This window comes from Burkholderia sp. BCC0397 (genome assembly GCF_902832865.1).
Taxonomy (GTDB): domain Bacteria; phylum Pseudomonadota; class Gammaproteobacteria; order Burkholderiales; family Burkholderiaceae; genus Burkholderia.
In genome coordinates, this window is record NZ_CADFDL010000007.1 from 291,520 (window position 1) to 314,974 (window position 23,455).

The window sequence follows — 23,455 nt, forward strand, 5'->3', positions numbered from 1 at the left end:
CCGCAGCGTCGTCAGCCCCGCCATCACTGGCCGGCGCGGTCGATCAGGAACTGCGCGAGCAACGGCACCGGACGGCCCGTCGCGCCCTTCGCGGCACCGCCCTTCCATGCGGTGCCCGCGATGTCGAGGTGGGCCCACGGATAGCTGTCGGTGAAGCGTGACAGGAAGCACGCGGCCGTCACGGCGCCGGCCGGACGCCCGCCGATGTTCGCGAGATCCGCGAAATTCGACTTCAGCTGATCCTGGTACTCGTCGTCGAGCGGCATGCGCCATGCCGGATCGTTCGCCTCGCGCGACGCGTCGAGCAGTTCGCCCGCGAGCGCGTCGTTCGTCGAGAACAGCCCGCTGTTGTGACCGCCCAGCGCGATCACGCACGCGCCCGTCAGCGTCGCGACGTCGATCACGGCGGCCGGCTTGAAGCGCTCGGCATAGGTGAGTGCGTCGCACAGGATCAGGCGGCCTTCCGCGTCGGTGTTCAGCACCTCGATCGTCAGACCCTTCATGCTGGTGACGATGTCGCCCGGCTTCGTCGCGTTGCCGCCCGGCATGTTCTCGCAGGTCGGCACGATCGCGACGACGTTGATCTTCAGGCCCATTTCGGCGACCGCGCGGATCGTGCCGAGCACCGAGCCCGCGCCGCACATGTCGTACTTCATCTCGTCCATGCCCTCGCCCGGCTTCAGCGAGATGCCGCCCGTATCGAACGTGATGCCCTTGCCGACCAGCACGACCGGCGCGGCCTTCGCGGCGGCGCCCTGGTAGTGCAGCACGATGAATTGCGGCGGCTCGACCGACGCGCGCGCGACCGACAGGAACGACCCCATCTTCAGCGCCTGGATCTGCTTGAGCCCGAGGACTTCGGCCTTCAGGCCCCAATCCTTCGCGATCTTCTTCGCGGTGTTGCCGAGATAGGTCGGCGTGCAGACGTTGCCCGGCAGGTTGCCGAGGTCGCGGGTCAGATCCATCCCGTTCGCGAGCGCGACGGCCTGCTTGACCGCGACCTTCGCGGCCTTTTCGTCGGCCGGATCGACGCTGAACACGACGCGCTTGAGCGTGTGCGACGCCGGCTCCGGCTTGCTCTTCATCTGCGTGAAGCGGTAGGTCTCGTTGCGCAGCGCGAGGATCGCGGCACGCACGCCCCAGTCGGAGCTGCGCTCGTCGACCGGCAGTTGCGCGAGCGAGAACGTGACCTGGACGACCTTGGTCGCCAGCAGCGCGCGCCACGCGGCCGTCACGGCGTCGTTATAGGCTTTCTGATTGAAAGCATCCTGCTTGCCGAGCCCGACGAGCAGCACGCGCGACGCGCCGATGCCCGACACTTCGTGCAGGAACAGCGTCTTGCCGCGCTTGCCGTCCATGTCGCCGGCCTTCACCACGCGCGAGATCAGTCCCTTGGTGGCCGTGTCGATGTCGAGCGCCGCGCCCGACAGGGTCTGCGCCTCGAAGATGCCGAGCACGATGCAGTCGGACTTCCCGGTCAGGAACCCCTTGGCCTCGCCTTTGCTCCAATCACAGCCTTTTATGCTAAAGTCCATCGCGCTTGTCCTCGGATAAAATCTGGGCTAAGGATGAAAGCCGCAATTATCCGCTATTTTTCCCGTGGCGGCGCGAGCGCTCCACCACGCGTGCGCCGCCTCCCGCCCTCTTCTCATCAAGAATGATCTTCGAACGCTCCCTCCAGCGCGAGCTTGCGTATACGGCTGGCGCCGTGTTCATGGTGCTGCTCACGATCATGCTCACGACGATGATGATTCGCATCGTCGGCTACGCCGCGTCCGGCGAAATCGATCCGCGCGACGTGCTCGTGCTGATCGGCCTGACCGTGATCGGCTACCTCGCCGTGATGCTCGTCGTCACGCTGTTCGTGTCGATCCTGTTCGTGCTGACCCGGTGGTACCGGGACTCCGAAATGGTGGTGTGGCTCGCGTCGGGCGTGAGCCTCACGCGCCTCATCAAGCCGATCGGCGTGTTCGCCACGCCGATCATCCTGCTGATCACCTTCTTCGCGTTCGTCGGCTGGCCGTGGTCGAACCAGCAGAGCAAGATGATCCGCGCGCGCTTCCAGCAGCGCGACGAGATCTCGCTGCTCGCGCCCGGCCAGTTCCGCGAATCGGCCGCGAACCATCGCGTGTTCTTCATCGAGAAGATGTCGCCCGACCAGAGCAAGGTGCAGAACGTCTTCGTCACGTCGACGGAAAACGGCAAGCTCAACGTGGTCGTGTCGCAGACGGGCCATACGGAAACCTCGAAGGACGGCGATCGTTTCGTCGTCCTCGAAGACGGCCGCCGCTACGACGGCACGCCCGGCCAGCCGAACTTCAAGATCATGGAGTTCGAGCGCTACGGCGTGAAGATCACCAGCAAGCCGGTCGTCAACGTTCAGACCACCAACAGCACGCCCACGCCCGACCTGCTGCGCAACCCGACGCGCGACAACCTCGCGGAATTCGCGTGGCGCGCGGGGCTGCCGCTGATCGCGCTGAACCTGATGGTGCTCGGCATCCCGCTCGCGTACCAGAACCCGCGCCGCAGCCGCACGATCAACCTCGTGATGGCCGTGCTGATCTACCTCACGTACTCGAACCTGCTGAACGTCGTGCAGGCGCAGATCGAGCAGGGCAAGATGTCGTTCGGCGTGGGTCTCGTCGGGCTGCACGTGCTCGTCGCGGCGATCGTCGCGTTCATTTTCTGGTTGCGCGTGCGCAATCGTCCGTTGTTCACACGCGCGCTGTTCGGCCGCTCGGGAGCATGATCGATGCGGCTCTATGAAAAGTACTTCGCGCGGCAGATCTACATCACGTTCATCTTCATCCTGTTCGCGTTCTCTGGTCTGTTCTTCTTCTTCGACCTGATCAGCGAACTGAATTCGGTCGGACACGGCAACTACAAGTTCGGCTACGCGGTGCTGCGCGTCGCGCTGCAGACGCCGTCGCGCTTCTACGAGATCATCCCGGTCGCCGCGCTGATCAGTGCGATCTACGTGTTCGCGCAGATGGCCGCGAACTCGGAATTCACGATCTTCCGCGTGTCGGGCCTCGCGACCAACCAGGCGCTGCGCTCGCTGCTGAAGATCGGCGTGCCGCTCGTGATCGTCACCTACCTGATCGGCGAATTCGTCGGCCCGTACGCCGACCAGTTGTCCGAACGCGTGCGGCTGCAGGCGCTCGGCGCATCGGTGTCGTCGAACTTCCAGTCGGGCGTGTGGGTGAAGGACACGCTCGCGGCCCGCGAAAACGGCGAGCAGGTCACGCGCTTCGTCAACGTCGGCAGCCTGTCGCCCGACTCGACGATCAGCAACGTGCGCATCTACGAATTCGACTCGAAATTCCAGCTGCAAAACGTGCGGATCGCGCAAACCGGCCGCTACGAGCCGCCCGGCCACTGGCTGCTGAAGGGTGTCACCGAGACGGAGCTGACGCCGATCAAGCCGGTCAGCGGCCAGCCGGCCGATGCGCTGAACCCCGTGTACCGGTCGCAGCAGGTGTCGCTGCCCGAATACCGGCTGCGGTCCGACCTGACGCCGCAGATCCTGTCGGTGCTGCTCGTGTCGCCGGAGCGCATGTCGATCATCAACCTGTTCCGCTACATCCAGCACTTGCGCGAGAATCAGCAGGACACGCAGCGCTACGACATCGCGCTGTGGCGCAAGCTGCTGTATCCGTTCGCGGTGTTCGTGATGCTCGTGCTGTCGCTGCCGTTCGCGTACCTGCACACGCGGGCCGGCGTGGTCGGCGTGAAGGTGTTCGGCGGCATCATGCTCGGCATGAGCTTCCAGCTGCTCAACACGCTGTTCTCGCACATCGGTACGCTGAACACGTGGCCCGCGCCGCTCACCGCCGCGACGCCGGGCCTGATCTATCTCGCGCTCGGCCTGTTTGCGCTCAAGTGGGTCGACCGGCACTGAGCGCCGCGTCGCGACGGAGGCTTCGACATGCATTCGCACGGTATCGTCCTGTTCGGCCACGGCGCCCGCGACCCGCGTTGGGCCGAGCCGTTCGAGCGGCTCGCCGCGCGGCTGCGCGGCGCCGGCTCCCCTGCCGCGCAGGTGTCGCTCGCGTTCCTCGAACTGATGACGCCGTCGCTCGCTGAGGCCGTGGCCGCGCAAGTCGCGGCCGGCTGCACGCGCATCACCGTGGTGCCCGTGTTCTTCGGCCAGGGCGGCCATGTCCGCCGCGACCTGCCGCAGCTCGTCGACGCATGCCGCGCCGCGCATCCGGGCGTCGAGATCCGTTGCGCGACGGCCGTCGGCGAAGACGACGGCGTGCTCGACGCGGTCGCACGCTACTGCATCGATCAGGTCGGTCGCGACGCGTAAGCGAATCGGTAGCCCCAAATAAAAAAACGCTGGCTTCGGAAGCCAGCGTTTTTTTTGCCCACGGTCCAGCGGCATGCGATGCGCCGCTCGCCGCGCAGGCCGCTACATCGACTCAAGCCGCATTGCGCAATGCATCGCCCTCTTTCGCCGCGAGCTGCGTGCGTTCGGCGAAGGCATCGCCGATCATCAGCAGGCTCGGTTCCGCGGGATCGAGCCACGCCTGCGCGTCGCCGGCCGCCATCTGCGCGAGCGTCAGCGTCAGCGTGCGTTCGCGCGCGGTGCTGCATGCCTCGACGATCGCCACCGGCGTCGCCGGCGCACGGCCGGCGTCGATCAATTCCTGCGCGATGCCGGGCGCGCTGTCGCGGCCCATGTAGTAGACGATCGAATCGGCGCGCGCGGCTTCGCGGATCTCGTCGCTGCCCGGTGCGCGGCTGTGCGTCGCGAACGCGACGCTGCGCGACACGCCGCGCAACGTGAGCGAACGCTTCAGCGTCGCCGCGCCGGCCAGCGCCGCGGTGATGCCCGGCACGACCTCGTAGTCGATGCCGGCCGCGTCGAGCGCACGCATTTCCTCTTCGGCGCGGCCGAACAGCATCGGGTCGCCGCCCTTCAGCCGCACGACGCACGCATGATCGCGCGCCGCATCGACGATCTGCTTGTTGATGAAATGCTGCGCGGTCGAGCGCTGCCCGCAGCGCTTGCCGACCGCGATCTTCCGCGCGTTCGGCGCATAGTCGAGCATCGCGGGCTCGACCAGCGCGTCGTGCAGCACGACGTCGGCCTGCTCGAGCAACCGCATGCCGCGCACCGTGATGAGGTCCGCGGCGCCTGGCCCTGCTCCGATCAGATATACCTTGCCCATGTTTGTCGCTTCGCTAGGGTCCTGCCGCGGCGGCCGGTTCGCCGCCGCGCAGATTGACGATTACGCCGAGAACGCGCGGATCATGCCCGCGGCGACCGTGTGATGCGTCGCCTCGTCGATCAGCACGAACGCGCCCGTACCGGGGTGCGCATCGTACGTGTCGCAGACGATCGGCTTCTGCAGCGTCAGCGCCACGCGGCCGATGTCGTTCATCTTCAGATCCTGGCGGTCGGTCGCGTGCGACAGCGTATGCACGTCGAGCACCTGCTTGACCGCGCCGATCTTCGCGAACACCGTGCTGGTGGTCTGCTTCAGCAGGTACTTGCGCTGCGGCGACAGCGGCGTCTCGTCAAACCAGCACAGGTCGGCCTCGAGCTTCTTGGCCGGCTCGACCGGCTCGGCGGTCGTGACGAACATGTCGCCGCGCGACACGTCGACGTCCTGTTCGAGACGGATCGTCACCGTCTGGCCCGCGAACGCGTGCGCGACCGATGCGGTGCCGCCCGGCACCGGCGCGACGATCTCGGCGATCGTCGCGGTGCGGTTCGACGGCAGCACGATGATTTCATCGCCGACCTTCACCTCGCCCGACTCGATCCGGCCCATGTAGCCGCGGAAATCGTCGGCCGAGCTGCCGTCCTGGCGCGCGACCCACTGCACCGGGAAGCGCAGCGCGTCGTGCGCCTGCGTCTCGACCGGCAGCGACTCGAGCACGTCGAGGAGCGGCTCGCCCGCATACCACGACATGCGCTCGCTCGCGCCGACGATGTTGTCGCCCTTCAGCGCCGACACCGGCACGAAACGCACGTCGGTCAGGCCGAGCTGCTTCGCGAGCGAAACGTACGCGTCGCGGATCTCGTTGAAGCGCGCCTCGCTGTAGTCGACGAGGTCCATCTTGTTGATCGCGACGATCACGTGCTGCAGCCCGAGCAGCTTGACGATCGCGCTGTGGCGCTTGGTCTGCGGCAGGAGGTGCACGACGCCGTTCTCGACCGTGATGCGGGTCGCGTCGATCAGCACGATCGCCGCGTGCGCGGTCGACGCGCCCGTCACCATGTTGCGCGTGTACTGCTCGTGGCCCGGCGTGTCGGCGATGATGAACTTGCGCTTCGCGGTCGCGAAGTAGCGGTACGCGACGTCGATCGTGATGCCCTGCTCGCGCTCGGCCTCGAGGCCGTCCGTCAGCAGCGCGAGATCCAGCTCGTCGCCGACCGTGCGCTTGTTCTTCGCGCGCGACAGCGCGGACAGCTGGTCGGACAGCACGGCCTTGCTGTCGTACAGCAGGCGGCCGATCAGCGTGCTCTTGCCGTCGTCAACGCTGCCCGCGGTGATGAAGCGCAACACGCCGAGGTCTTCGGTGTTCTCGATGATGCTCATGATGTGAATGTCCTCGTGTGCTTCAGAAATAACCTTGCTTCTTGCGCTGTTCCATCGCGGCTTCGGACGCCTGGTCGTCCATCCGGGTCGCGCCGCGCTCGGTGATCTCGGTCACCGCCGTCTCGGCGATGATCTTCTCGACGTCGTCCGCGTCGCTCTCGACCGGGCACGTGCAGCTGATGTCGCCGACCGTGCGGAAGCGCACCTGCGCCAGCTCGCTCGTCTCGCCGTCACGCATCGGCGTGAGCGGCGTAACCGGCACGAGCAGCCCGTTGCGGCGCACGATCTCGCGCTCGTGAGCGTAGTAGATCGACGGCAGTTCGAGGTTTTCGCGCGCGATGTACTGCCACACGTCGAGTTCGGTCCAGTTCGAGATCGGGAACACGCGCAGATGCTCGCCCTTGTGCAGGCGGGCGTTATACAGGCTCCACAGTTCCGGGCGCTGCGCCTTCGGGTCCCACTGGCCGAATTCGTCGCGGAACGAGAAGATCCGCTCCTTCGCGCGCGCCTTCTCTTCGTCGCGGCGTGCGCCGCCGATCAGCGCCGTGTAGCCGTGCTGTTCGATCGTCTCGAGCAGCGTGACGGCCTGCGCGGCGTTGCGCGAATCGGTTTCGCGGCGCAGCACGACCGTGCCGCGCTTGATCGAATCCTCGACGTGGCCGACCACCAGCTCGGCGCCGAGCTCTTGTGCACGGCGATCGCGGAAGTCGATCACTTCCTCGTAGTTGTGGCCCGTGTCGATATGCACGAGCGGAAACGGCAGCGTCGTCTTGCGGTTCGCGCCGAGGCCGAACGCCTTCAGCGCCAGATGCAGCACGACGACCGAATCCTTGCCGCCCGAGAACAACAGCGCCGGCTTGCTGCATTCGGCAACGAGTTCGCGCAGGATGTGGATCGACTCGGCTTCGAGCCAGTCGAGGTGGCCCATGCGGCTGTCGGCGCCGGTGGGCGGGGCAAAGGCGGATTGCTCGAGCGTCGTGCTCATGATTTCAGTCCTTCTCTTCTGGGTTCGTGCCGCCCGCTGTCGCAGGCGGCGCAATATTCAGTTTCTTATCGGGCGTTCAGTGCGCGGCGCCGGTTTCGGCGCTCGCGGGAATCGGCGTGATCGTGATGTGCAGCCCGCATTCCTTCGTGTCGCGCGACTCCCACCACCAGCGGCCCGCGCGGCTGTCCTCGCCGGGACGGATCGCACGCGTACACGGCTCGCAGCCGATGCTCGGATAGCCGCGCGCATGCAGGGGGTTGACCGGCACGTCAAACGCGTTAAGGTACGCCCACACGTCGGCTTCCGTCCAGTCGGCGAGCGGGTTGTACTTCGCGATCCCGCGCGCGTCGTCCTGTTCTTCCTCGTGCAGCTCCGCGCGCGTGACCGACTGCTCGCGGCGCTGGCCCGTCACCCACGCGCCGACGTCCGCCAGCGCGCGGTTCAGCGGCTCGACCTTGCGGATGTGGCAGCACGACTTGCGCAGCTCGACGCTCTCGTAGAACGCGTTCAGGCCGTGCTCGGCGACGTACTGGTCGACCGCGTCCTGCTGCGGATGGAACTGCTCGATCTGGTAGCCGTAGCGCTCGCGCACGCGGTCGATCATGCCCAGCGTTTCCGCGTGCAGGCGGCCCGTGTTCAGCGAGAAGATGCCGATCGACACGCCCTTCGACAGGATCGCGTGCGTGAGCAGCATGTCTTCCGCGGCGAGGCTGCTCGCGAATTTCACCTTGTCGTGACGCGCGCCGATCTGCGCGAGCAGCGCGTCGAGGCGCTCGACCTTCGCGGCGAGTTCCGGCGTCAGTTCGGTGGCGGTCGCGATGCTCATGCGCTCACCTTGGCGTCGGGCGTCGCTACGTCGGCCGCATCGGCGCGGCGGCGGAACAGCGGTGCCGGCTCGTCGAATGCGCCCTGGTAACGCTGCGTGAATTCCGTGAACGCATTCAGCGCGTCGTGGATGTCCTTGTCGGCACGCACCGCGAATGCGTCGAAACCGCAACGCGACATGTACAGCAACTGGTCGCGCAGCACGTCGCCGATCGCGCGCAGCTCGCCGGTCCAGCCATGGCGTTCGCGCAGCAGGCGCGCGATGCTGTAGCCGCGGCCGTCCGCGAAGCGCGGAAAGTCGACGGCGATCAGCGAGATCGCGCCGAAGTCGGCCACGAGATCCGCCGGTTCGCTGTCCGGCGCGAGCCACACGCCGAGTTCGTCCTTCGTCTTCGCGGCGACGAGCGCCGCACGCTCGGCCTGCCACAACGCGAACGGCACCAGCACCTTGCCGGCCGGCAATGCGTCGACCGCGGGCAGCGCACCGTCTTCCGCCGCGCGCACGACCTGCCATGCGTCGTCGATCACTGCGCGATTCTTGATAATCGAAGCCATCTGCAAATTCCTTCTACCCGGTTGGTTACGCGTTCACTGCCTGGCGCGCCGCATACACGCGCTCCTTGAACGGCGCGATGCCGATGCGGTCGTACGTGTCGACGAAGCGCTCGCCGTCGATGCGCGCCTCGACGAACGTGTCGATCAGCTTTGCGATCACGTCAGGCACTTGTTCCGCCGAGAACGACGGCCCGATCACGCGGCCGAGGCGCGCGCCGTTGCGGCCCGTGCCCTGCTCGCCGCCGAGCGACACCTGGTACCACTCGGCGCCGTCCTTGTCGACGCCCAGGATGCCGATGTTGCCGACGTGGTGGTGACCGCACGAGTTCATGCAACCGGAAATGTTCAGCGACAGGTCGCCGAGGTCGTACACGTAGTCCAGATCGTCGAAACGCTGCTGGATCGCCAGCGCGATCGGGATCGACTTCGCGTTCGCGAGCGAGCAGAAGTCGCCGCCCGGGCACGCGATGATGTCGGTCAGGAGGCCGATGTTCGGCGTCGCGAAACTGGCCGCCTTCGCCTTTTCCCACAACGCGAACAGGTCGCGCTTCTTCACGTTCGCGAGAATCAGGTTCTGCTCGTGCGACACGCGCAGTTCGCCGAGCGAGTACGTGTCGGCCCAGTCGGCGACCAGATCCATCTGCGCGTCGGTCGCGTCGCCCGGGGCCACGCGGTGATCCTTCAGCGACAGCGTGACGGCGGCATAGCCCGCCACCTTGTGCGGCGCGACGTTACGCTCGACCCAGCGCGCGAACGCCTTGTTCTCGAGCAGGTGCTGTTCGAACGACGCGTCGGTGTCGGCCAGCTTCTCGTAGACGGGCGGCTGGAAGTACTGCGACACGCGGTCGATTTCGGCCTGCGTGAGCGTCGACGGGCCGTCCTTCAGGTGCTGCCACTCTTCCTCGACCTGCTGCGCGAACTTCGCCGGCGACAGCGCCTTCACGAGGATCTTGATCCGCGCCTTGTACAGGTTGTCGCGGCGGCCATAACGGTTGTACACGCGCAGCACGGCTTCGCAGTACGTGAGCAGGTGCTGCCACGGCAGGTCTTCCTTGATCACCGCGCCGACGATCGGCGTACGGCCGAGGCCGCCGCCCGCGAGGATGCTCGCGACCACGTCGCCCTGCGCGTTCTTCTTCAGGTACACGCCGAGGTCGTGGATCTGCACGGCCGCGCGGTCATGCTTCGACCCCGACACGGCGATCTTGAACTTGCGCGGCAGCCACGCGAATTCGGGATGGAACGTCGACCACTGGCGCAGGATCTCGGCCCACGGGCGCGGATCGATCTCTTCGTCCTGCGCGACGCCGGCGAACTGGTCGGCGGTGATGTTGCGGATGCAGTTGCCCGACGTCTGGATGCCATGCATCTGCACCGACGCGAGCTTCGCGAGGATCTCGGGCGTGTCTTCCAGCTCGATCCAGTTGAACTGGATGTTCGAGCGGGTCGAGAAGTGGCCGTAGCCGCGGTCGTGTTCGCGGGCGATGCGGGCCAGCATCCGGAGCTGGTCGCTGCGCAGGTTGCCGTACGGAATCGCGATGCGGTGCATGTACGCGTGGCGCTGCATGTACAGGCCGTTCTGCAGGCGCAGCGGACGGAACTCGTCTTCGCTCAACTCACCCGACAGGCGGCGGCGCACCTGATCGCGGTATTGGGCAACACGCTCGTCGACGATCGTCTGATCGTACTGGTCGTACTGGTACATTCGGGGACCCCAGGGTTTTCGTGGTGACCGCGCGACGTCCTAGCCACGCCGCGCTCGAATCTCCGTTTCGCCGCCATCGCCGGCCATCCGCTGCGTGGCTGGATTGCTAATGACGAAAACAGATATCCATATTTGAAAAACTCCGGTGAATCGTAATAAACTCGCCTTATATTTCAAACGACTAAAAAATTCTGTTGATATGCGAAAGGGTTATAAATGAACCTGCACCAATTTCGCTTCGTGCGCGAGGCCGTCCGGCAGAATTTCAACCTCACCGAGGCCGCCAAGGCGCTCTACACGTCGCAACCGGGGGTATCGAAGGCGATCATCGAGCTCGAGGACGAGCTGGGCGTCGAGATCTTCACGCGGCACGGCAAGCGCGTGCGCTCGCTCACCGAGCCGGGCCGGATCATCCTCGCGTCGGTCGAGCGGATTCTTCAGGAGGTTGAAAGCCTCAAAAGGGTCGGGAAAGATTATGCGGCGCAGGATCAGGGCAACCTGACCATCGCGGCGACCCACACGCAGGCCCGCTACTCGCTGCCGGCCGCGATCGCCGAGTTCAAGAAGCGCTTCCCGAAGGTGCACCTGTCGATCCTGCAGGGCAGCCCGACGCAGGTGGCCGAGATGGTGATCCACGACCAGGCCGATCTCGCGATCGCGACCGAGGCGATCTCCGACTACAAGGAACTCGTGTCGCTGCCCTGCTTCCAGTGGCATCACGCGGCCGTGGTGCCGCCCGACCACCCGCTGCTCGAACGCAAGCCGGTCACGCTGGACGATCTCGCGCAGTACCCGCTGATCACGTACGACGACGCGTTCGCGGGCCGCAAGAAGATCAACCATGCGTTCGCGCTGCGCGGGCTGTCGCCGGACATCGTGCTCGAGGCGATCGACGCCGACGTGATCAAGACCTATGTCGAACTCGGCCTCGGCGTCGGCATCATGGCCGACATCGCGTTCAATCCCGAGCGCGATCGCGGCCTGCGGCTGATCCCGGTCGGCCACCTGTTCGGCAGCAACGTGACGCGCGTCGCGCTCAAGCAGGGCGCCTATCTGCGCAGCTATGTGTATACGCTGGTCGAATTGCTGTCGCCGACGCTGAACCGCAAGCTGATCGAACAGGCGCTCAAGGGCGAATCCGAATCGTACGAGCTGTAAGCGCCCCCCAAGAGCTGCGCCAGGCCCCCGAGGGGGCCTGGAAATTTGGCGCGGCCCGGCGTTTTCTTGAGCCCGCGTGTATAAACCCAGGGGCGCCTATCGCGCCCCTTTTTGTTGCCCGACGGAGATTCCCGCATGACGCTTCCCGCCCTGCTGCGCCGCGCCGCCGGCGCCGCCCTCGTGCTGGCCTGCGCGGCCGCGCATGCCGACCTGAAGGTCGGCGTCGACCTGTCGTCGACCGGCCCGGCCGCCGCGATCGGCATCACGAGCAAGAACGCGATCCTGATGTGGCCGAAGACGATCGCCGGGCAGCCGGTGCAGGTCACGGTGCTCGACGACGCGTCCGACCCGGGCGCCGCGGTGCGCAACATCCGCAAGCTGGTCGACGAGGATCACGTCGACGTCGTGGTCGGGCCGAACATCACGCCAGCCGCGCTCGCGGCGCTCGACGCGGTGGCCGCCGCGCAGACGCCGATGGTCACGCTGGTCGGCTCGGGCGCGATCGTCGAGCCGCAGGAAGGCGCGCGGACCTGGGCGTTCAAGATGGCGCAGAGCGACCGCGCGATGGCCGACGTGATGACGCGCTACATGGCCAACCACGGCGTGAAGACGGTCGGCTTCATCGGCTTCGCGGACAGCTACGGCGACAGCTGGCTCAACGAATTCACGCGCTTCGCGGAGCTGCGCAAGATCCGCGTGGTCGCGACCGAGCGCTTCAACCGCACCGACGCGAGCGTGACGGGCCAGGCGCTGAAGCTGATCGCGGCGAAACCCGATGCGATCCTGATCGCGGGCTCCGGCACGCCGGCCGTGCTGCCGCAGCGCACGCTGATCGAGCGTGGCTACAAGGGTGCGGTCTACCAGACGCACGGCATCGCGACGCCGGAATTCATCAAGCTCGGCGGCAAGGACGTCGACGGGACGCTGTTCCCGACCCAGCCGGTGGTCGTCGCGCGCACGCTGCCGGCCGACCACCCGGCCCGCAAGGCCGCGCTCGCGTTCGTCGATGCGTACGAGGCGAAGTACGGCACCGGCACGGTCACGCAGTTCGCGGGCGATGCGGCGGGTGTCTATCCGCGCCTCGCCGATGCGGTCGGCCGCGCGCTGAAAGCCGCGCAGCCCGGCACGCCCGCCTTCCGCGCGGCGCTACGGCGCGAGCTCGAACGCGCGCACGAGCTCGTCGTGCCGAACGGCGTCGTCAATACGAGCGACAAGGATCACGTGGGGCTCGACCAGCGCGCGAGCGTGATGGGAATCGTGAAGCAGGGCCGGTTCGTCTACCTGAGCCAGTGACGAACGGTCGGACGGCTTGCCCGGTCCCTCGTTTTCAGCCATAATCCGCGTTTCGCTGCGCACGACTACGTGCGCAGCCAGAAACAAGCCCAGGTGGTGAAATTGGTAGACGCAGGGGACTCAAAATCCCCCGCCGCAAGGCGTGCCGGTTCGATTCCGGCCCTGGGCACCAGTATTTCGCAGCGTCATGCGCTGCAACTGTCGAAACCCGCGCAAGCTCGCCGCTTCGCGGGTTTTTTGTTTTGCGTCGCGTTCGCCGCAACAGGTGCTCCGCCCGGCAGTCCAAGCATCATGGATGCCGAGCACGGAGGCCGCCCATGTCGATGCGCACGATTTCATACCGGATGGGCCGCGGCGTGCTCGCGGCAGTGCTGGGGTTCATGCTCGGTGGCTGCGACGTGCTGAGCGCGCCGCCCGTCCCCGACTGGCCGGGGCCGCATGCGCCCTATCCGTTCCCGGACAACATTCCCCATCGCACCGAATGACCCGACGGTCGCCCTTCTCTCCCAGCAGACTCAGGCCATCAGTTCGCGGACGAAGTCGAGAAACACCCTCACCTTCGCGGCAACGAGGTTCGACGCGTGGTGATACGCGTAGAGCGGAAATGTCTCGTCCGCCCACTCCGGCAGCAGCAGGACCAGCTTCCCGTCGGCAACGATGTCCCGCGCGTAGAGTTCCAGCAATTGCGCGATACCGGCGCCGCCCAGGCACGCGCCGAGCAGGCCGCCCGTATCGTTGACCATCAATTGTCCACCGGCATCGAACGGCACCACTTCCTTGCCCCGATGAAACTCCCATTCGTACGGCCGCCCCGTCACCGGGTCGCGGATCAGCACGCACCGGTGACCGTCCACGAGATCCCGAGGGTGCCGCGGTTCGCCATGACGCGCGACGTAGGCCGGCGACGCGCAGGTCAGCACGCGCGTCTCGAGCAGTAGCCGCGCACGATATGACGACGGCTCCGGGATGCCGAAGCGCACTGCCACGTCGAAGCCGTCGGCGACGAGGTCGCCCATCCGGTCCCGCACGCTGATTTCGACCGACAGGTCGGGAAAGCGGTCGAGAAATTCCGCCATCCGCGGCGCCAGCACGTAGTGGCCGAACGTGCCGTCCACGTTGACCCGCAGCCGCCCCCTCACGCGCGCCTTCGACTGACCGGCGTCGAGCGCCGCCTCCTCGATGCCGGCCAGCAGCGGCGCGACCGTCTCGTAAAAGCGCCGCCCTTCGTCGGTCAACGTGATCGCGCGCGCCGTCCGGTTGAAGATCCGGATGCCGACCCGCTCTTCCAGCCGGGCGACGGCGCGGCTCACCGCCGGCTGCGTCAGCCCCATCGCCTCCCCCGCGCGCGCGAAGGTGCCGGCCTCGATCACCGCGGAGAGCACCCCGATACCGCTGAGCAGCCTGCTGTCGAATCCCATGAGACATACTTTCAGTCATTCATTGACTGATCATTATTCATTATTTTTATCGATCGCAGAAGCCTACATTTGTCCTGTCGCCGGATCAACCGGCACTCACGAACCAAGGAGCAGGACATGAGCACATCGGAACAGGTCGCCCTCGTCACGGGTTCGTCGCGCGGCATTGGCGCGGAAATCGCCCGCCAACTCGCCCGGGACGGCTTCCGGGTCGTCGTCAACTATGCCGGAAGCGCCGGCCCAGCCCGCGAAGTGGTCGACGCGATCGTCGCCGACGGCGGCCATGCCGTCGCGGTGCAGGCGAACGTCGCCGACCCGGCGGCCGTGGCCGCGCTGTTCGACGCCGCCCGCGATGCATTCGGCGGCATCGACGTGGTGGTCAACTCCGCGGGCGTGATGAAGCTGGCGACCATCGCCGACTGCGACGATGCGCTCTTCGACGAAACGATCGCCATCAACGTGAAAGGCACGTTCAACGTATGCCGCGAAGCGGCAAGGCGGGTGCACGACGGCGGACGCATCATCAACCTGTCGACCAGCGTGATCGGCATGCGCATGCCGACTTACGGCGTGTACGTCGCCAGCAAGGCGGCGGTCGAAAGCCTCACTCAGGTGCTCGCGCAGGAAATGCGCGGGCGCGGGGTCCGCGTGAATGCCGTCGCGCCGGGACCGGTCGCGACCGAGTTGTTCCTGCAGGGCAAGAGCCCCGAACTCGTCGATCGGCTCGCGAAGCTGAACCCGCTCGAGCGGCTCGGCCAGCCCGACGACATCGCGCGCGTCGTCGCGTTCCTCGCGGGCCCGGACGGCGCGTGGATCAACGGCCAGATCCTGCGCGCCAACGGCGGCATGTGCTGACGGACCGCTCGCCGCCACCTCATCTTTCCGCCAGGAGATTGCTCATGAAGGAAGTCGTCCTCGTCACCGGCGCGTCCAGCGGCTTCGGCTTGCTGACGGCCCAGGCGCTCGCCCGCGCCGGTCACACGGTCTACGCATCGATGCGTGAGAGCGCCGGGCGCAATGCGCCGCGCGTCGCCGCCGTCGCCGCCTATGCGCAGCAACACGGCGTGGACCTGCGCACCGTCGAACTCGACGTCGGCGACGACGCATCGGTCGACGCCGCAATCGATCGCGTGATCGCCGACCACGGCCGCCTCGACGTCGTGATCCACAACGCCGGCCACATGGTGTTCGGGCCGGCCGAAGCGTTCACGCCCGAGCAGTTGGCGCAGCTCTATGACATCAACGTCGTGTCGACCCAGCGCGTGAACCGCGCGGCGCTGCCGCACCTGCGCGGCCAGGGCCGCGGCCTGCTCGTGTGGGTTTCGTCCTCGTCGGCGCGCGGCGGCACCCCGCCGTTCCTGGCGCCCTACTTCGCCGCGAAAGCCGCGATGGATTCGCTCGCGGTGTCCTACGCTGCCGAACTCGCCCGCTGGGGCATCGAAACGTCGATCGTCGTGCCGGGCGCGTTCACCCGAGGCACGAATCACTTCCTCCATGCGGGCAAGCCGGCCGATACCGCCGTGCAGGCTGCCTACGACAGCGGGCCGTACGCGGGCGTCGCCGATCAGGCGCTGAAGGGCCTCGCCGCGCTCGAACCCGCGGACGCCGATGCCGGCGCGGTCGCGACGGCGATCGTCGATATCGTCGCCACGCCGCCCGGCAAGCGCCCGTACCGCGTGTTCGTCGATCCGTCGCAGGACGGCGCGGAGGAAGTGTTCCGCGTCGGCGATCGCATCCGCCGCGAAATGTTCAGGAATATCGGGCTCGCCGACCTGCTCGCGCCGCGCGTCGACGGCTGATCCTTCCCGCGCCGGGCCGGCCGGCGCGGGTCAACCCCGCTCGCAGAACCCGAGAATCGCGTCCGCGACCGCCGCTGGGGATTCGCGCTGCGGGAAGTGCCCGACTCCATCGAGCACCTGTCGCTCGTAACGCCCGGCGAAGAACCGTTCACGCCCGGCCGAGCTGTCCGGATGATTGCAGGTGTCCGCACCGCCATGCAGCACGAGCGTCGGCACCGTCAGCACGGGCGCCGGGTTCAGCCGCGCGTCGTCGTCGGCATAGGCCGGCGTGCCCGCCGCGAAGCCCCAGCGCTGCCGGTACGAATGCAGCACGACGTCGATCCAGTCGGGTCCGTCGAACGCAACGGCCGCCGCGTCGAAATCGCTGTCGCGATACCAGCCCGGCGGCGACCACGTCTCCCACATCAGGCGCGCAAACGCACGGCGGTCGTCGCGTAGCGCCTGCTCGCCGCGCGGCGTCGCCATGAACCAGTGATACCAGTAGTTGCGCGCCTGCTGCAGCGACAGCGGCTGAGCGGGATCGTTGGTGCCGTACCCGACCGACAGCATCACGAGCTGCGATGCGGCATCGTCGCGCAGCCCGCACGCGTTCGCGGCCGCGCGGGCGCCCCAGTCGTGCCCGACCAGCACGGGCCGCTCGATACCGAGCACGTCGACGAATTCGAGCAGGTCGCGCCCGAGCGCCGCGAGCTGGCCGCTGCGCGGCATGGACGCATCGCGAAAGCGGGTCGGCGCGAAGCCGCGCAATGCCGGCGCCAGCACGCGATAGCCGCCCGCAGCGAGCGCCGATGCCACCGCCTCCCAGCCGACCGGGCTGTCCGGCCAGCCGTGCAGCAGCACGGCCACGCGTTCGCCGCGCGGGTTCCATTCGAGATAGGCAATGTCGAGCGACGCGGTCGTCGCATGCGCATAGGTCGTCATCGGGTACTCCGTCAGGTCAGCGTGAACCTACGATGGTAGGTCGGCCTTTCATCACGATTCACGGAGTATCATGATTCATCCTTCATATATTGCGTTGAATCGATCCATGGAACCGCCGCCCGACCCCGCGTCGACCGCGCTCGACATCGCGCTGCTGCGCACCTTTCTCGAAGTCGTCGACAGCCGCGGGTTCGCGCCGGCCGCGGAACGCCTCGCGCTGACGCCGTCCGCCGTCAGCGGCCACATCAAGCGGCTCGAACAGGCAGCCGGCACCGTGCTGCTCGCGCGCACGACACGCCGTATCGCGCTGACGCCGGCCGGCGACACGCTGTACGCGTACGCGCGCAACATCGTCGACATGGAGCGCGAGGTGCGCGCGCGGCTGCGCGGCGCGCCGGCGCACGGGCCGCTGCGGGTCGGCGCGTCGGAGGATTTCGCGGGCACGTGGCTGCCGCAGGTGCTGCGCACGTTCCGCGACAGCCATCCGTGCACATCGATCGAACTGAAGGTCGGCATCACCGCGTCGCTGCTGCGGGAGCAGACGCTCGGCCGGCTCGACGTCGTGTTCGGCAAGCAGTGTCAACAGGTCGACACGCCAGGCGAACTGCTGTGGGAGGAACCGCTCGTGTGGGCATTCGCGGCCGATACGGCGCTCGACGCCGAAGAAGGCGTGCCGCTCGCGCTGTTTCCGGAACCGTGCGTGTATCGGCAAGCCGCGGTGTCCGCGCTCGCCGCCGCGCTGCGGCCCTTTCGCGTGCTGTTCGAAAGCGCGAGCATGGCCGGCTGCATGTCGGCCGCGCTCGCCGGCTTCGCGGTCACGGCGCTCGCGCGCAGCCAGTTGCGCGACGGCCTGCGCGAGTGCGGGCCGCACGACGGCCTGCCGGCATTGCCGGCCGCACGCTTTTACGCATTCGCGTCGAAGCCCGACGGCGCCGGCGCCGCGCTGATCGACGCGGTACGGGCCACCGGGCGCACGCGGCAGTTCGCCGCCTGAGCACGCGCAGCGCAGTCGAGCGCGGCCGCATAGCACCGATGCCGATCGAGCGGCGTCACGGGCCGGCGAACGGCGGGACGGCCCGCGGATACCGGCACGATGCCGCGTTCAGTCGTCGCTGCCGCTCGCGCCCTCGTCGTTCAATGCATCCGCCATCAGCTCCCCGAACCACTCGATGAACGCGTTGAGCCGCCTCGAGCGATGCCGGCGGTGCGGATACACGGCCGCCACGTCCATCGGCTCGGCGCGGTGGCCGGGCATCACGTCGACGAGTGCGCCGCTTGCCAGCAGATGCTCGACGTCGAAGCGCGGAATCTGGATCAGCCCCATTCCCGCGATACAGCTGGCGATATAGGTTTCGGCGTTGTTGACGATCACGCGGCTCGGCAGCGTCAGCATGTGCCGCTGTCCGTCCGCGCAGTATTCCCAGCCGAGCTCGCGCCCCGTCGTCGGCGACGCATAGCCGATCGCCCAGTGCCCGTGCGCGAGCGCATCCGGATGCTCGGGCACGCCGCATTCGCGCAGGTAATCGGGGCTCGCGCAGTTGATCAGCGTGAACTGCCCGAGCGGCCGCACGACGAGGCTGCTGTCCGCGAGCCGCCCGACGCGGATCGCGCAATCGACGCCCTCCTGCACGAGGTCGATCGTGCGGTCCGTCGAGCCGAGCGACAGTTGCAGCTTCGGGTGGCGGCGAAACAGCGACGGCAGCGCGGGCGCCACGACGCGGCGCGCGATCCGGCTCGGCACGTCGACGTTCAGCCGCCCGACCACGTCGCGGTCGCGGCGCCGAAACAGGCGGTCGAGTTCGTCGGCCTCCGCGAGCAGGCGCCGGCCGCGTTCGAGCAGCAGCGCGCCGTCGGCGGTCAGCTGCACCTGGCGCGTCGTGCGATGCAACAGCCGCGTGCCGAGCGCCGTCTCGAGCTGCTGGACGGCCGCCGATACGGTCGCACGCGGCACGTCGAGCGCATGCGCGGCCTTGATGAAGCTGCCCATCTCGGCAACCTGCAGGAAGATCCTGACCTGATCCAGCTTGTCCATCGGCGGGAAACCCGGGTTCGAACGACGGTCGGCGCCGGCCGCCGCGCATCGCGGCCGGCTTCGGCGACACAGAGAAAACGGGCGCGCGGCCTCGTGGCTGCGCGCCCGTTCATTGTCCACGCAAACGCGCCATTGCGGTGCGCCGCGCGGCCCGCAAGCGGCCCGGTTACTTGGTCGTATAGCCGCCGTTGATCAGGATCGTCTGCCCCGTGATCCACCAGCCATCGGTCACGAGATGGCGGATGAACGGCACGACGTCCTCGATGTCGGTCAGCCCGGTCTTGCTGAACGGCGACAGCGCGGCGGCCGTCTTGTGGTACGCGACCGCATCGGCGCCTTCGGCCGGATAGAAGAACGGCGTGTCCATCGGGCCCGGCCCGACGGCCGTCACCGAGATCCCGCGCGCGCCGTATTCCTTCGACGCCGCGCGCGTGAAGTGCTCGACCGGCGCCTTCGACCCTTCGTACGCCGCGTAGAACGGCGTGAACGCGCCGAGCAGCGACGTCACCAGCGTGACGAGCTTGCCGTGATCCTCGAGGTGCCGCCCGGCTTCCTTGATGAAGAAGAACGCCGACTTGCTGTTGACAGCGAACATCTCGTCGTACTCGGCTTCGCTGATCTCGGTGAACGGCTTCTTCAGCACCTTGCCGACCGTGTTGATCGCGATGTCGATCTTGCCGAAGCGCTGCTTCGCGTCGTCGAACAGCTTCTCGACCGCGGCGGCCGTCGTGAGGTCCGCCTGGAACGTCGCGGCTTCCGCGCCGGCCGCGCGCACCGCGGCGGCCGTCTCCTCGGCCTGCGCCTGCGACGCCGCGCTGTTGTAGTGAATCGCCACCGCCTTCGCGCCGTGGCCCGCCAGGTCCCGGGCGATCAGGCCGCCGAGATTCTTTGCGCCGCCTGCGATCAGGACGACCTTGTCTGCGAGCGTATGAGTTGCCACGGTTGACTCCTTGTTTCGTTGGACGAAGCTAGGAGTGTAGGCATGCGCGACCCGCCGGTCAGCCGGCTGCGGCTGGATGGATTATCCAGAAAACCGATCCAATCGAAGCCACGCAAGGTGGCCTGCCGCACCGACGGCGGCGCCGGATTCTGCAGTCGATTACGCGGCCGCCGGCCGGCTCAGCGCGCGTATAGCGCCGCGTCGATCTTGCCGAGCAGCCACTGCATGCCGGCCAGGTGCTGCTGGTCGTGGCTGCACAGGTAATGGACGAGCCCGCGCACGGTCAGCGAACCGTAGCCGTCGAACTCGCCGGTCCGCTCGAACTGTTCGGGCGTGAGGCGCGACAGCAACTCCAGCGTCTCGCGTCGCGCGTCGCGAATCGCCGCGAGCACGTCGGACGCATAGGCGTCGTTGTAGCGCCGCTCGGTCGCGAGCGCATCGCCGTCGATCGAGACGAGCAGCGGCCGGTCTTCGTCGAGCATGCGCCGCAGCCGCACGTGATAGCCGTCGATCTCGATGTCGCGCACGTGGCAGAGCTGCCCGAGCGGCGAGAAATGCTCGCTCGGGATGCCGGCCCAGTCGTCGGGTGTCCAGCGCGCATAGCCGTCGGGCACGGCCGCGAAATGCGCTTCGATCTGACGGGGGAAATCGGCGAGTGCGTCGAGCGTCGTCGGATTCATGCGGGAGACTCCCTGTCGGATAAAGGCGGGCGGCAACCCTGGCACGGGCCTGCCGCCGCCGTTGCGTCACTTCACGCTGAAGCCGTACGCGCCCTGCGTGCGATGCCCGTCGGTCGCGACGGCCACCCACTTCACCGTGTACGCGCCCGTGCCGAGCGCCGCGAGCGGCACCGTCATCCGCTTGCGGTTCGACGCGTCGATGCGCGCGCGGTCGTTCGACACCGTCTTGCCGTCGCCGTCGACGACGACGATCGAGCTGAATGCCGGCTCCAGCGGCTCGGTGAAGTCGATCGTGACGGCCGCCGGTGCGGCAGCCACCGCCGCGCCCGCCGCCGGGTCGCTGTTCGCGAGATGCGCGTGCGCGAACGCGGCCGACGAAACGGTCGCGGCGACGATGACGGCGGCAGCGTGGCGGCCGAACGGGAATGAATCGAAAGGCATGGACTTTCCGTGAAGAATGAACGGGCGCCGCGCGGCGCAGCGTTCCGGCAGCTTACCAGCGCATGCGCGTTCATGCCGGTCAGGCGCCGCCGCTTGATAGAATGCGCGCGCTATGGATCTCGAAAGCATTCTCTACACCCAGGGCTTCGGCTCGCGCCGCCAGTGCCGCGGCCTGATCAAAGCAGGCCGCGTCGCCGTCGCTGGCGCTGCCGCGACCGACCCGGACGCCACCTTCGACACCGACGGCCTCGTGTTCACGGTCGACGATACGGCATGGCCGTTCCATGCGCGCGCGTATCTCGCGCTCAACAAGCCGGCCGGCTACGAGTGTTCGCGCGATCCGCAGCACCATGCGAGCGTGTTCAGCCTGCTGCCCGCGCCGCTCGTCGCGCGCGGCGTGCAGTGCGTCGGCCGGCTCGACCAGGACACGACCGGCCTGCTGCTGCTGTCCGACGACGGCCAGTTCGTGCACGCGTACACGTCGCCGAAGCGCAAGGTGCCGAAGACCTACGTCGCGACCGTGCGCCACCCGCTCGACGACGCGCAACTGCACGCGCTGCGCACCGGCGTGCAGTTGCATGGCGAGCCGAAGCCGATCGCGGCCGTCGCCGCCGACGCCCGCGACACGCACGCGCTCGCGCTGACCGTGCTCGAAGGCAAGTACCACCAGGTCAAGCGGATGGTCGCGGCGGCGAGTAACCGCGTCGAATTGCTGCACCGCGAAAGCATCGGCGGCTTCGCGCTGCCGGCCGACCTCGCGCCCGGCGCATGGCGGTGGCTCGACGAAGCCGACCTTGCCGCGCTGCGCAATCCCGTCGAAACCCTGTAAGGGAAAATCCGCACGACCGTTCGGTGTCCGGCCACGTCTCGGCCGCAGGTTCCCCCGCTATACTCAAATCACAAGCTGCAAGAGCAGCGATGCAGGGGGAGACATCATGAACATCAACCATTCTTTCGAACTGTCGTCGGCGATGATCGCGTTCGCGGTCATCGGTGTGATCGTGATCGGCGGCCTGCTGGCCACGATGCACCTGAAGCACAAATATCATCCGAACCTGATCGGCGCGCTGATCGGTGCGCTGCTGTGCTTCCTGCTGATCGAGGCGTTACCGGCGCTCACCTGACGCACTGCCCGGCGCGAGCGTTTGAAGGAAATCGTCTACGGTCGGATAGCGCAGCGTCACGCACAATTCGGCCTTGAGCCGTGCGTTGGACAGGCGCCGCGACTCGCGCATGAACGACAGCAGCGTCGGCTCCAGCAGGCGCTCCGCGTCCGCGCGGCTGACGCGCGGCGGCCTCGGCAGGCCGAGCACCTGCGCGACCCGGTCGAAATACTCTCCCATCCGCAGTTCGGTGTCGTCCGACGCGTGCACGACGCGCGCCGGCTTGCCACGCTCGGCCGCACGACGCAGGATCGCCGCGAGATCGTCCGCGTGGATGTGGTTCGTGTACACGTCGTCGGCCGGCTCGAGCGCCGGGGTGCCGCGCTCGAGCCGCGCGATCGGCAGGCGGTTCGCCGCGTAGATGCCGGGAATGCGCACGATGCGCGCGGACAGCACGCCGCGCACCGTCGCCGCACGCAGTTGCCGCTCGGCCGACACGCGCCGGAATGCGCGCGGGTTCGCGGGGCGCAGCGGGTGCGTTTCGTCGATGCGCGCGCCGCCGCAGTCGCCGTAGACGCCCGTCGTGCTGGCGTAGACCAGCCTCGGCACGCGAAGACCGTCGGGTACAATACGCGCTGCCCGAACGGGCGCGCCGGCCTGTCGCGCCGCGCTGCGCAGCGTTCGGAGCCGGCCGACCGCCGGTGCCGGCGGTGCCGCCGGCCGACGCGCGGGCATGGACGTTGCGGCGATCAGCGCACGCGTGCGCCGGTCGTCGCGGCCGTCGGATGGCGGCGGCGCGAGATGCAGGATCGTGCGGGCGAGGCCCGCGAGACGGCCGAGCGTCGCCGGGCGATCGAGGTCGCCGACGATCGGCGTCGCGCCTGCGGCGCGCAGTTCGTCGCGGCGGGCCGGGTGGCTCGTCAGCGCGAGGATGCGCAGGTTGCGGCGCGCGTCACGCCATTGCGCGACGCAGCGCATGCCGACGTCGCCGCAGCCGACGATCAGTACGCGCGGCCGGCGCAGGATTCGTGTCGCGATCATGT

The 23,455-nt window shown here is 67.8% G+C and carries 25 protein-coding genes and 1 tRNA gene; 12 read left to right on the top strand and 14 right to left on the bottom strand.

Translation table 11 applies throughout. The features are described from left to right. Nucleotides 1–23: 23 nt before the first annotated feature. Complete coding sequence (locus tag HWX03_RS22760) at nucleotides 24–1,535, bottom strand: leucyl aminopeptidase (RefSeq protein WP_175822226.1); 1,512 nt, start codon at nucleotides 1,533–1,535, stop codon at nucleotides 24–26. Between the two features lie 122 nt (nucleotides 1,536–1,657). Between HWX03_RS22760 and lptF the strand changes: the two genes are divergently transcribed. The 3 genes from lptF to HWX03_RS22775 are packed head-to-tail and all read left to right on the top strand — an operon-like array spanning nucleotide 1,658 to nucleotide 4,315. Beyond that, entirely contained in the window at nucleotides 1,658–2,752 is a 1,095-nt protein-coding gene (gene lptF, locus HWX03_RS22765; protein WP_175872747.1) for an LPS export ABC transporter permease LptF, read from the top strand. Nucleotides 2,753–2,755: 3 nt separating this feature from the next. Further along, nucleotides 2,756–3,904 carry an LPS export ABC transporter permease LptG gene (gene lptG / locus HWX03_RS22770; RefSeq protein ID WP_034208149.1) on the top strand — a complete coding sequence of 383 codons (1,149 nt, stop codon included), beginning with the start codon at nucleotides 2,756–2,758 and terminating at the stop codon, nucleotides 3,902–3,904. A 27-nt stretch (nucleotides 3,905–3,931) separates the two neighbouring features. Beyond that, nucleotides 3,932–4,315 carry a CbiX/SirB N-terminal domain-containing protein gene (locus HWX03_RS22775; protein ID WP_174432519.1) on the top strand — a complete coding sequence of 128 codons (384 nt, stop codon included), beginning with the start codon at nucleotides 3,932–3,934 and terminating at the stop codon, nucleotides 4,313–4,315. Between the two features lie 112 nt (nucleotides 4,316–4,427). On the opposite strand, the gene cobA is transcribed toward HWX03_RS22775, so the two are convergent. The 6 genes from cobA to HWX03_RS22805 form a co-directional block, all read right to left on the bottom strand. Further along, complete coding sequence (gene cobA / locus HWX03_RS22780) at nucleotides 4,428–5,180, bottom strand: uroporphyrinogen-III C-methyltransferase (RefSeq protein ID WP_175872748.1); 753 nt, start codon at nucleotides 5,178–5,180, stop codon at nucleotides 4,428–4,430. 60 nt (nucleotides 5,181–5,240) lie between these two features. Beyond that, nucleotides 5,241–6,557: a sulfate adenylyltransferase subunit 1 gene (locus HWX03_RS22785; RefSeq protein WP_175872749.1), complete on the bottom strand. Its 1,317-nt coding sequence runs from the start codon at nucleotides 6,555–6,557 to the stop codon at nucleotides 5,241–5,243. 22 nt (nucleotides 6,558–6,579) lie between these two features. Next, nucleotides 6,580–7,542 (bottom strand): sulfate adenylyltransferase subunit CysD, encoded by a 963-nt coding sequence (gene cysD / locus HWX03_RS22790; protein WP_175822221.1) that lies wholly within the window; start codon nucleotides 7,540–7,542, stop codon nucleotides 6,580–6,582. Nucleotides 7,543–7,618: 76 nt separating this feature from the next. After that, nucleotides 7,619–8,368 carry a phosphoadenylyl-sulfate reductase gene (locus HWX03_RS22795; RefSeq protein WP_175872750.1) on the bottom strand — a complete coding sequence of 250 codons (750 nt, stop codon included), beginning with the start codon at nucleotides 8,366–8,368 and terminating at the stop codon, nucleotides 7,619–7,621. Continuing rightward, nucleotides 8,365–8,922, bottom strand: coding sequence for a DUF934 domain-containing protein (locus HWX03_RS22800; protein WP_175872751.1), 558 nt, complete (start codon nucleotides 8,920–8,922; stop codon nucleotides 8,365–8,367). The genes HWX03_RS22795 and HWX03_RS22800 overlap by 4 nt, the downstream gene beginning before the upstream one ends. Before the next feature lie 25 nt (nucleotides 8,923–8,947). Continuing rightward, a complete protein-coding gene (locus tag HWX03_RS22805; RefSeq protein ID WP_175872752.1) occupies nucleotides 8,948–10,627 on the bottom strand; it encodes a nitrite/sulfite reductase in 1,680 nt (559 codons plus the stop codon). Nucleotides 10,628–10,843: 216 nt separating this feature from the next. Between HWX03_RS22805 and HWX03_RS22810 the strand changes: the two genes are divergently transcribed. The 4 genes from HWX03_RS22810 to HWX03_RS22825 all read left to right on the top strand — a co-directional run bounded on the left by HWX03_RS22810 (nucleotide 10,844) and on the right by HWX03_RS22825 (nucleotide 13,563). Continuing rightward, complete coding sequence (locus HWX03_RS22810) at nucleotides 10,844–11,785, top strand: CysB family HTH-type transcriptional regulator (RefSeq protein ID WP_174432512.1); 942 nt, start codon at nucleotides 10,844–10,846, stop codon at nucleotides 11,783–11,785. 135 nt (nucleotides 11,786–11,920) lie between these two features. Then, nucleotides 11,921–13,078, top strand: coding sequence for an ABC transporter substrate-binding protein (locus HWX03_RS22815; RefSeq protein WP_175872753.1), 1,158 nt, complete (start codon nucleotides 11,921–11,923; stop codon nucleotides 13,076–13,078). Between the two features lie 87 nt (nucleotides 13,079–13,165). After that, a tRNA-Leu gene (locus HWX03_RS22820) sits at nucleotides 13,166–13,250 on the top strand. Between the two features lie 145 nt (nucleotides 13,251–13,395). Further along, nucleotides 13,396–13,563: a hypothetical protein gene (locus HWX03_RS22825; protein ID WP_175872754.1), complete on the top strand. Its 168-nt coding sequence runs from the start codon at nucleotides 13,396–13,398 to the stop codon at nucleotides 13,561–13,563. Nucleotides 13,564–13,593: 30 nt separating this feature from the next. On the opposite strand, the gene HWX03_RS22830 is transcribed toward HWX03_RS22825, so the two are convergent. Beyond that, complete coding sequence (locus HWX03_RS22830; protein WP_175872755.1) at nucleotides 13,594–14,496, bottom strand: LysR family transcriptional regulator; 903 nt, start codon at nucleotides 14,494–14,496, stop codon at nucleotides 13,594–13,596. 117 nt (nucleotides 14,497–14,613) lie between these two features. Between HWX03_RS22830 and HWX03_RS22835 the strand changes: the two genes are divergently transcribed. After that, nucleotides 14,614–15,351 (top strand): SDR family oxidoreductase, encoded by a 738-nt coding sequence (locus tag HWX03_RS22835; RefSeq protein ID WP_175872756.1) that lies wholly within the window; start codon nucleotides 14,614–14,616, stop codon nucleotides 15,349–15,351. Between the two features lie 44 nt (nucleotides 15,352–15,395). After that, a complete protein-coding gene (locus HWX03_RS22840; protein WP_175872757.1) occupies nucleotides 15,396–16,295 on the top strand; it encodes an SDR family oxidoreductase in 900 nt (299 codons plus the stop codon). Nucleotides 16,296–16,325: 30 nt separating this feature from the next. On the opposite strand, the gene HWX03_RS22845 is transcribed toward HWX03_RS22840, so the two are convergent. Beyond that, complete coding sequence (locus HWX03_RS22845) at nucleotides 16,326–17,216, bottom strand: alpha/beta hydrolase (protein WP_175872758.1); 891 nt, start codon at nucleotides 17,214–17,216, stop codon at nucleotides 16,326–16,328. Nucleotides 17,217–17,322: 106 nt separating this feature from the next. On the opposite strand from HWX03_RS22845, the gene HWX03_RS22850 reads away from it, so the two are divergent. Next, a complete protein-coding gene (locus HWX03_RS22850; RefSeq protein ID WP_175872759.1) occupies nucleotides 17,323–18,210 on the top strand; it encodes a LysR family transcriptional regulator in 888 nt (295 codons plus the stop codon). 108 nt (nucleotides 18,211–18,318) lie between these two features. On the opposite strand, the gene HWX03_RS22855 is transcribed toward HWX03_RS22850, so the two are convergent. The 4 genes from HWX03_RS22855 to copC all read right to left on the bottom strand — a co-directional run bounded on the left by HWX03_RS22855 (nucleotide 18,319) and on the right by copC (nucleotide 21,309). Next, nucleotides 18,319–19,248 (bottom strand): LysR family transcriptional regulator, encoded by a 930-nt coding sequence (locus HWX03_RS22855; protein WP_175872760.1) that lies wholly within the window; start codon nucleotides 19,246–19,248, stop codon nucleotides 18,319–18,321. A 166-nt stretch (nucleotides 19,249–19,414) separates the two neighbouring features. Continuing rightward, entirely contained in the window at nucleotides 19,415–20,188 is a 774-nt protein-coding gene (locus HWX03_RS22860) for an SDR family oxidoreductase (protein WP_006478064.1), read from the bottom strand. Nucleotides 20,189–20,367: 179 nt separating this feature from the next. Beyond that, on the bottom strand, nucleotides 20,368–20,868 hold the full coding sequence (locus HWX03_RS22865; protein ID WP_175872761.1) for a DinB family protein: 501 nt from the start codon (nucleotides 20,866–20,868) through the stop codon (nucleotides 20,368–20,370). A gap of 66 nt (nucleotides 20,869–20,934) precedes the next feature. Next, a complete protein-coding gene (gene copC, locus HWX03_RS22870; RefSeq protein ID WP_175872762.1) occupies nucleotides 20,935–21,309 on the bottom strand; it encodes a copper homeostasis periplasmic binding protein CopC in 375 nt (124 codons plus the stop codon). A 112-nt stretch (nucleotides 21,310–21,421) separates the two neighbouring features. On the opposite strand from copC, the gene HWX03_RS22875 reads away from it, so the two are divergent. After that, nucleotides 21,422–22,138, top strand: a complete 717-nt coding sequence (locus HWX03_RS22875; protein ID WP_175872763.1) for a 16S rRNA pseudouridine(516) synthase — start codon at nucleotides 21,422–21,424, stop codon at nucleotides 22,136–22,138. A 106-nt stretch (nucleotides 22,139–22,244) separates the two neighbouring features. Further along, nucleotides 22,245–22,433 (top strand): hypothetical protein, encoded by a 189-nt coding sequence (locus tag HWX03_RS22880; RefSeq protein ID WP_175822147.1) that lies wholly within the window; start codon nucleotides 22,245–22,247, stop codon nucleotides 22,431–22,433. Here the strand turns inward: HWX03_RS22880 and HWX03_RS22885 are convergent. Then, the gene (locus tag HWX03_RS22885; protein WP_175872764.1) at nucleotides 22,416–23,453 is read right to left on the bottom strand and encodes an NAD-dependent epimerase/dehydratase family protein; all 1,038 of its coding nucleotides are present in this window, start codon (nucleotides 23,451–23,453) and stop codon (nucleotides 22,416–22,418) included. The genes HWX03_RS22880 and HWX03_RS22885 overlap by 18 nt on opposite strands. Nucleotides 23,454–23,455: the final 2 nt, after the last annotated feature.

Bases quoted from the DNA above. Each gene is read 5' to 3' on its own strand.
- HWX03_RS22760 (WP_175822226.1), bottom strand. From the start codon at position 1,535: ATGGACTTTAGCATAAAAGGCTGTGATTGGAGCAAAGGCGAGGCCAAG.
- lptF (WP_175872747.1), top strand. From the start codon at position 1,658: ATGATCTTCGAACGCTCCCTCCAGCGCGAGCTTGCGTATACGGCTGGC.
- lptG (WP_034208149.1), top strand. From the start codon at position 2,756: ATGCGGCTCTATGAAAAGTACTTCGCGCGGCAGATCTACATCACGTTC.
- HWX03_RS22775 (WP_174432519.1), top strand. From the start codon at position 3,932: ATGCATTCGCACGGTATCGTCCTGTTCGGCCACGGCGCCCGCGACCCG.
- cobA (WP_175872748.1), bottom strand. From the start codon at position 5,180: ATGGGCAAGGTATATCTGATCGGAGCAGGGCCAGGCGCCGCGGACCTC.
- HWX03_RS22785 (WP_175872749.1), bottom strand. From the start codon at position 6,557: ATGAGCATCATCGAGAACACCGAAGACCTCGGCGTGTTGCGCTTCATC.
- cysD (WP_175822221.1), bottom strand. From the start codon at position 7,542: ATGAGCACGACGCTCGAGCAATCCGCCTTTGCCCCGCCCACCGGCGCC.
- HWX03_RS22795 (WP_175872750.1), bottom strand. From the start codon at position 8,368: ATGAGCATCGCGACCGCCACCGAACTGACGCCGGAACTCGCCGCGAAG.
- HWX03_RS22800 (WP_175872751.1), bottom strand. From the start codon at position 8,922: ATGGCTTCGATTATCAAGAATCGCGCAGTGATCGACGACGCATGGCAG.
- HWX03_RS22805 (WP_175872752.1), bottom strand. From the start codon at position 10,627: ATGTACCAGTACGACCAGTACGATCAGACGATCGTCGACGAGCGTGTT.
- HWX03_RS22810 (WP_174432512.1), top strand. From the start codon at position 10,844: ATGAACCTGCACCAATTTCGCTTCGTGCGCGAGGCCGTCCGGCAGAAT.
- HWX03_RS22815 (WP_175872753.1), top strand. From the start codon at position 11,921: ATGACGCTTCCCGCCCTGCTGCGCCGCGCCGCCGGCGCCGCCCTCGTG.
- HWX03_RS22825 (WP_175872754.1), top strand. From the start codon at position 13,396: ATGTCGATGCGCACGATTTCATACCGGATGGGCCGCGGCGTGCTCGCG.
- HWX03_RS22830 (WP_175872755.1), bottom strand. From the start codon at position 14,496: ATGGGATTCGACAGCAGGCTGCTCAGCGGTATCGGGGTGCTCTCCGCG.
- HWX03_RS22835 (WP_175872756.1), top strand. From the start codon at position 14,614: ATGAGCACATCGGAACAGGTCGCCCTCGTCACGGGTTCGTCGCGCGGC.
- HWX03_RS22840 (WP_175872757.1), top strand. From the start codon at position 15,396: ATGAAGGAAGTCGTCCTCGTCACCGGCGCGTCCAGCGGCTTCGGCTTG.
- HWX03_RS22845 (WP_175872758.1), bottom strand. From the start codon at position 17,216: ATGACGACCTATGCGCATGCGACGACCGCGTCGCTCGACATTGCCTAT.
- HWX03_RS22850 (WP_175872759.1), top strand. From the start codon at position 17,323: ATGGAACCGCCGCCCGACCCCGCGTCGACCGCGCTCGACATCGCGCTG.
- HWX03_RS22855 (WP_175872760.1), bottom strand. From the start codon at position 19,248: ATGGACAAGCTGGATCAGGTCAGGATCTTCCTGCAGGTTGCCGAGATG.
- HWX03_RS22865 (WP_175872761.1), bottom strand. From the start codon at position 20,868: ATGAATCCGACGACGCTCGACGCACTCGCCGATTTCCCCCGTCAGATC.
- copC (WP_175872762.1), bottom strand. From the start codon at position 21,309: ATGCCTTTCGATTCATTCCCGTTCGGCCGCCACGCTGCCGCCGTCATC.
- HWX03_RS22875 (WP_175872763.1), top strand. From the start codon at position 21,422: ATGGATCTCGAAAGCATTCTCTACACCCAGGGCTTCGGCTCGCGCCGC.
- HWX03_RS22880 (WP_175822147.1), top strand. From the start codon at position 22,245: ATGAACATCAACCATTCTTTCGAACTGTCGTCGGCGATGATCGCGTTC.
- HWX03_RS22885 (WP_175872764.1), bottom strand. From the start codon at position 23,453: ATGATCGCGACACGAATCCTGCGCCGGCCGCGCGTACTGATCGTCGGC.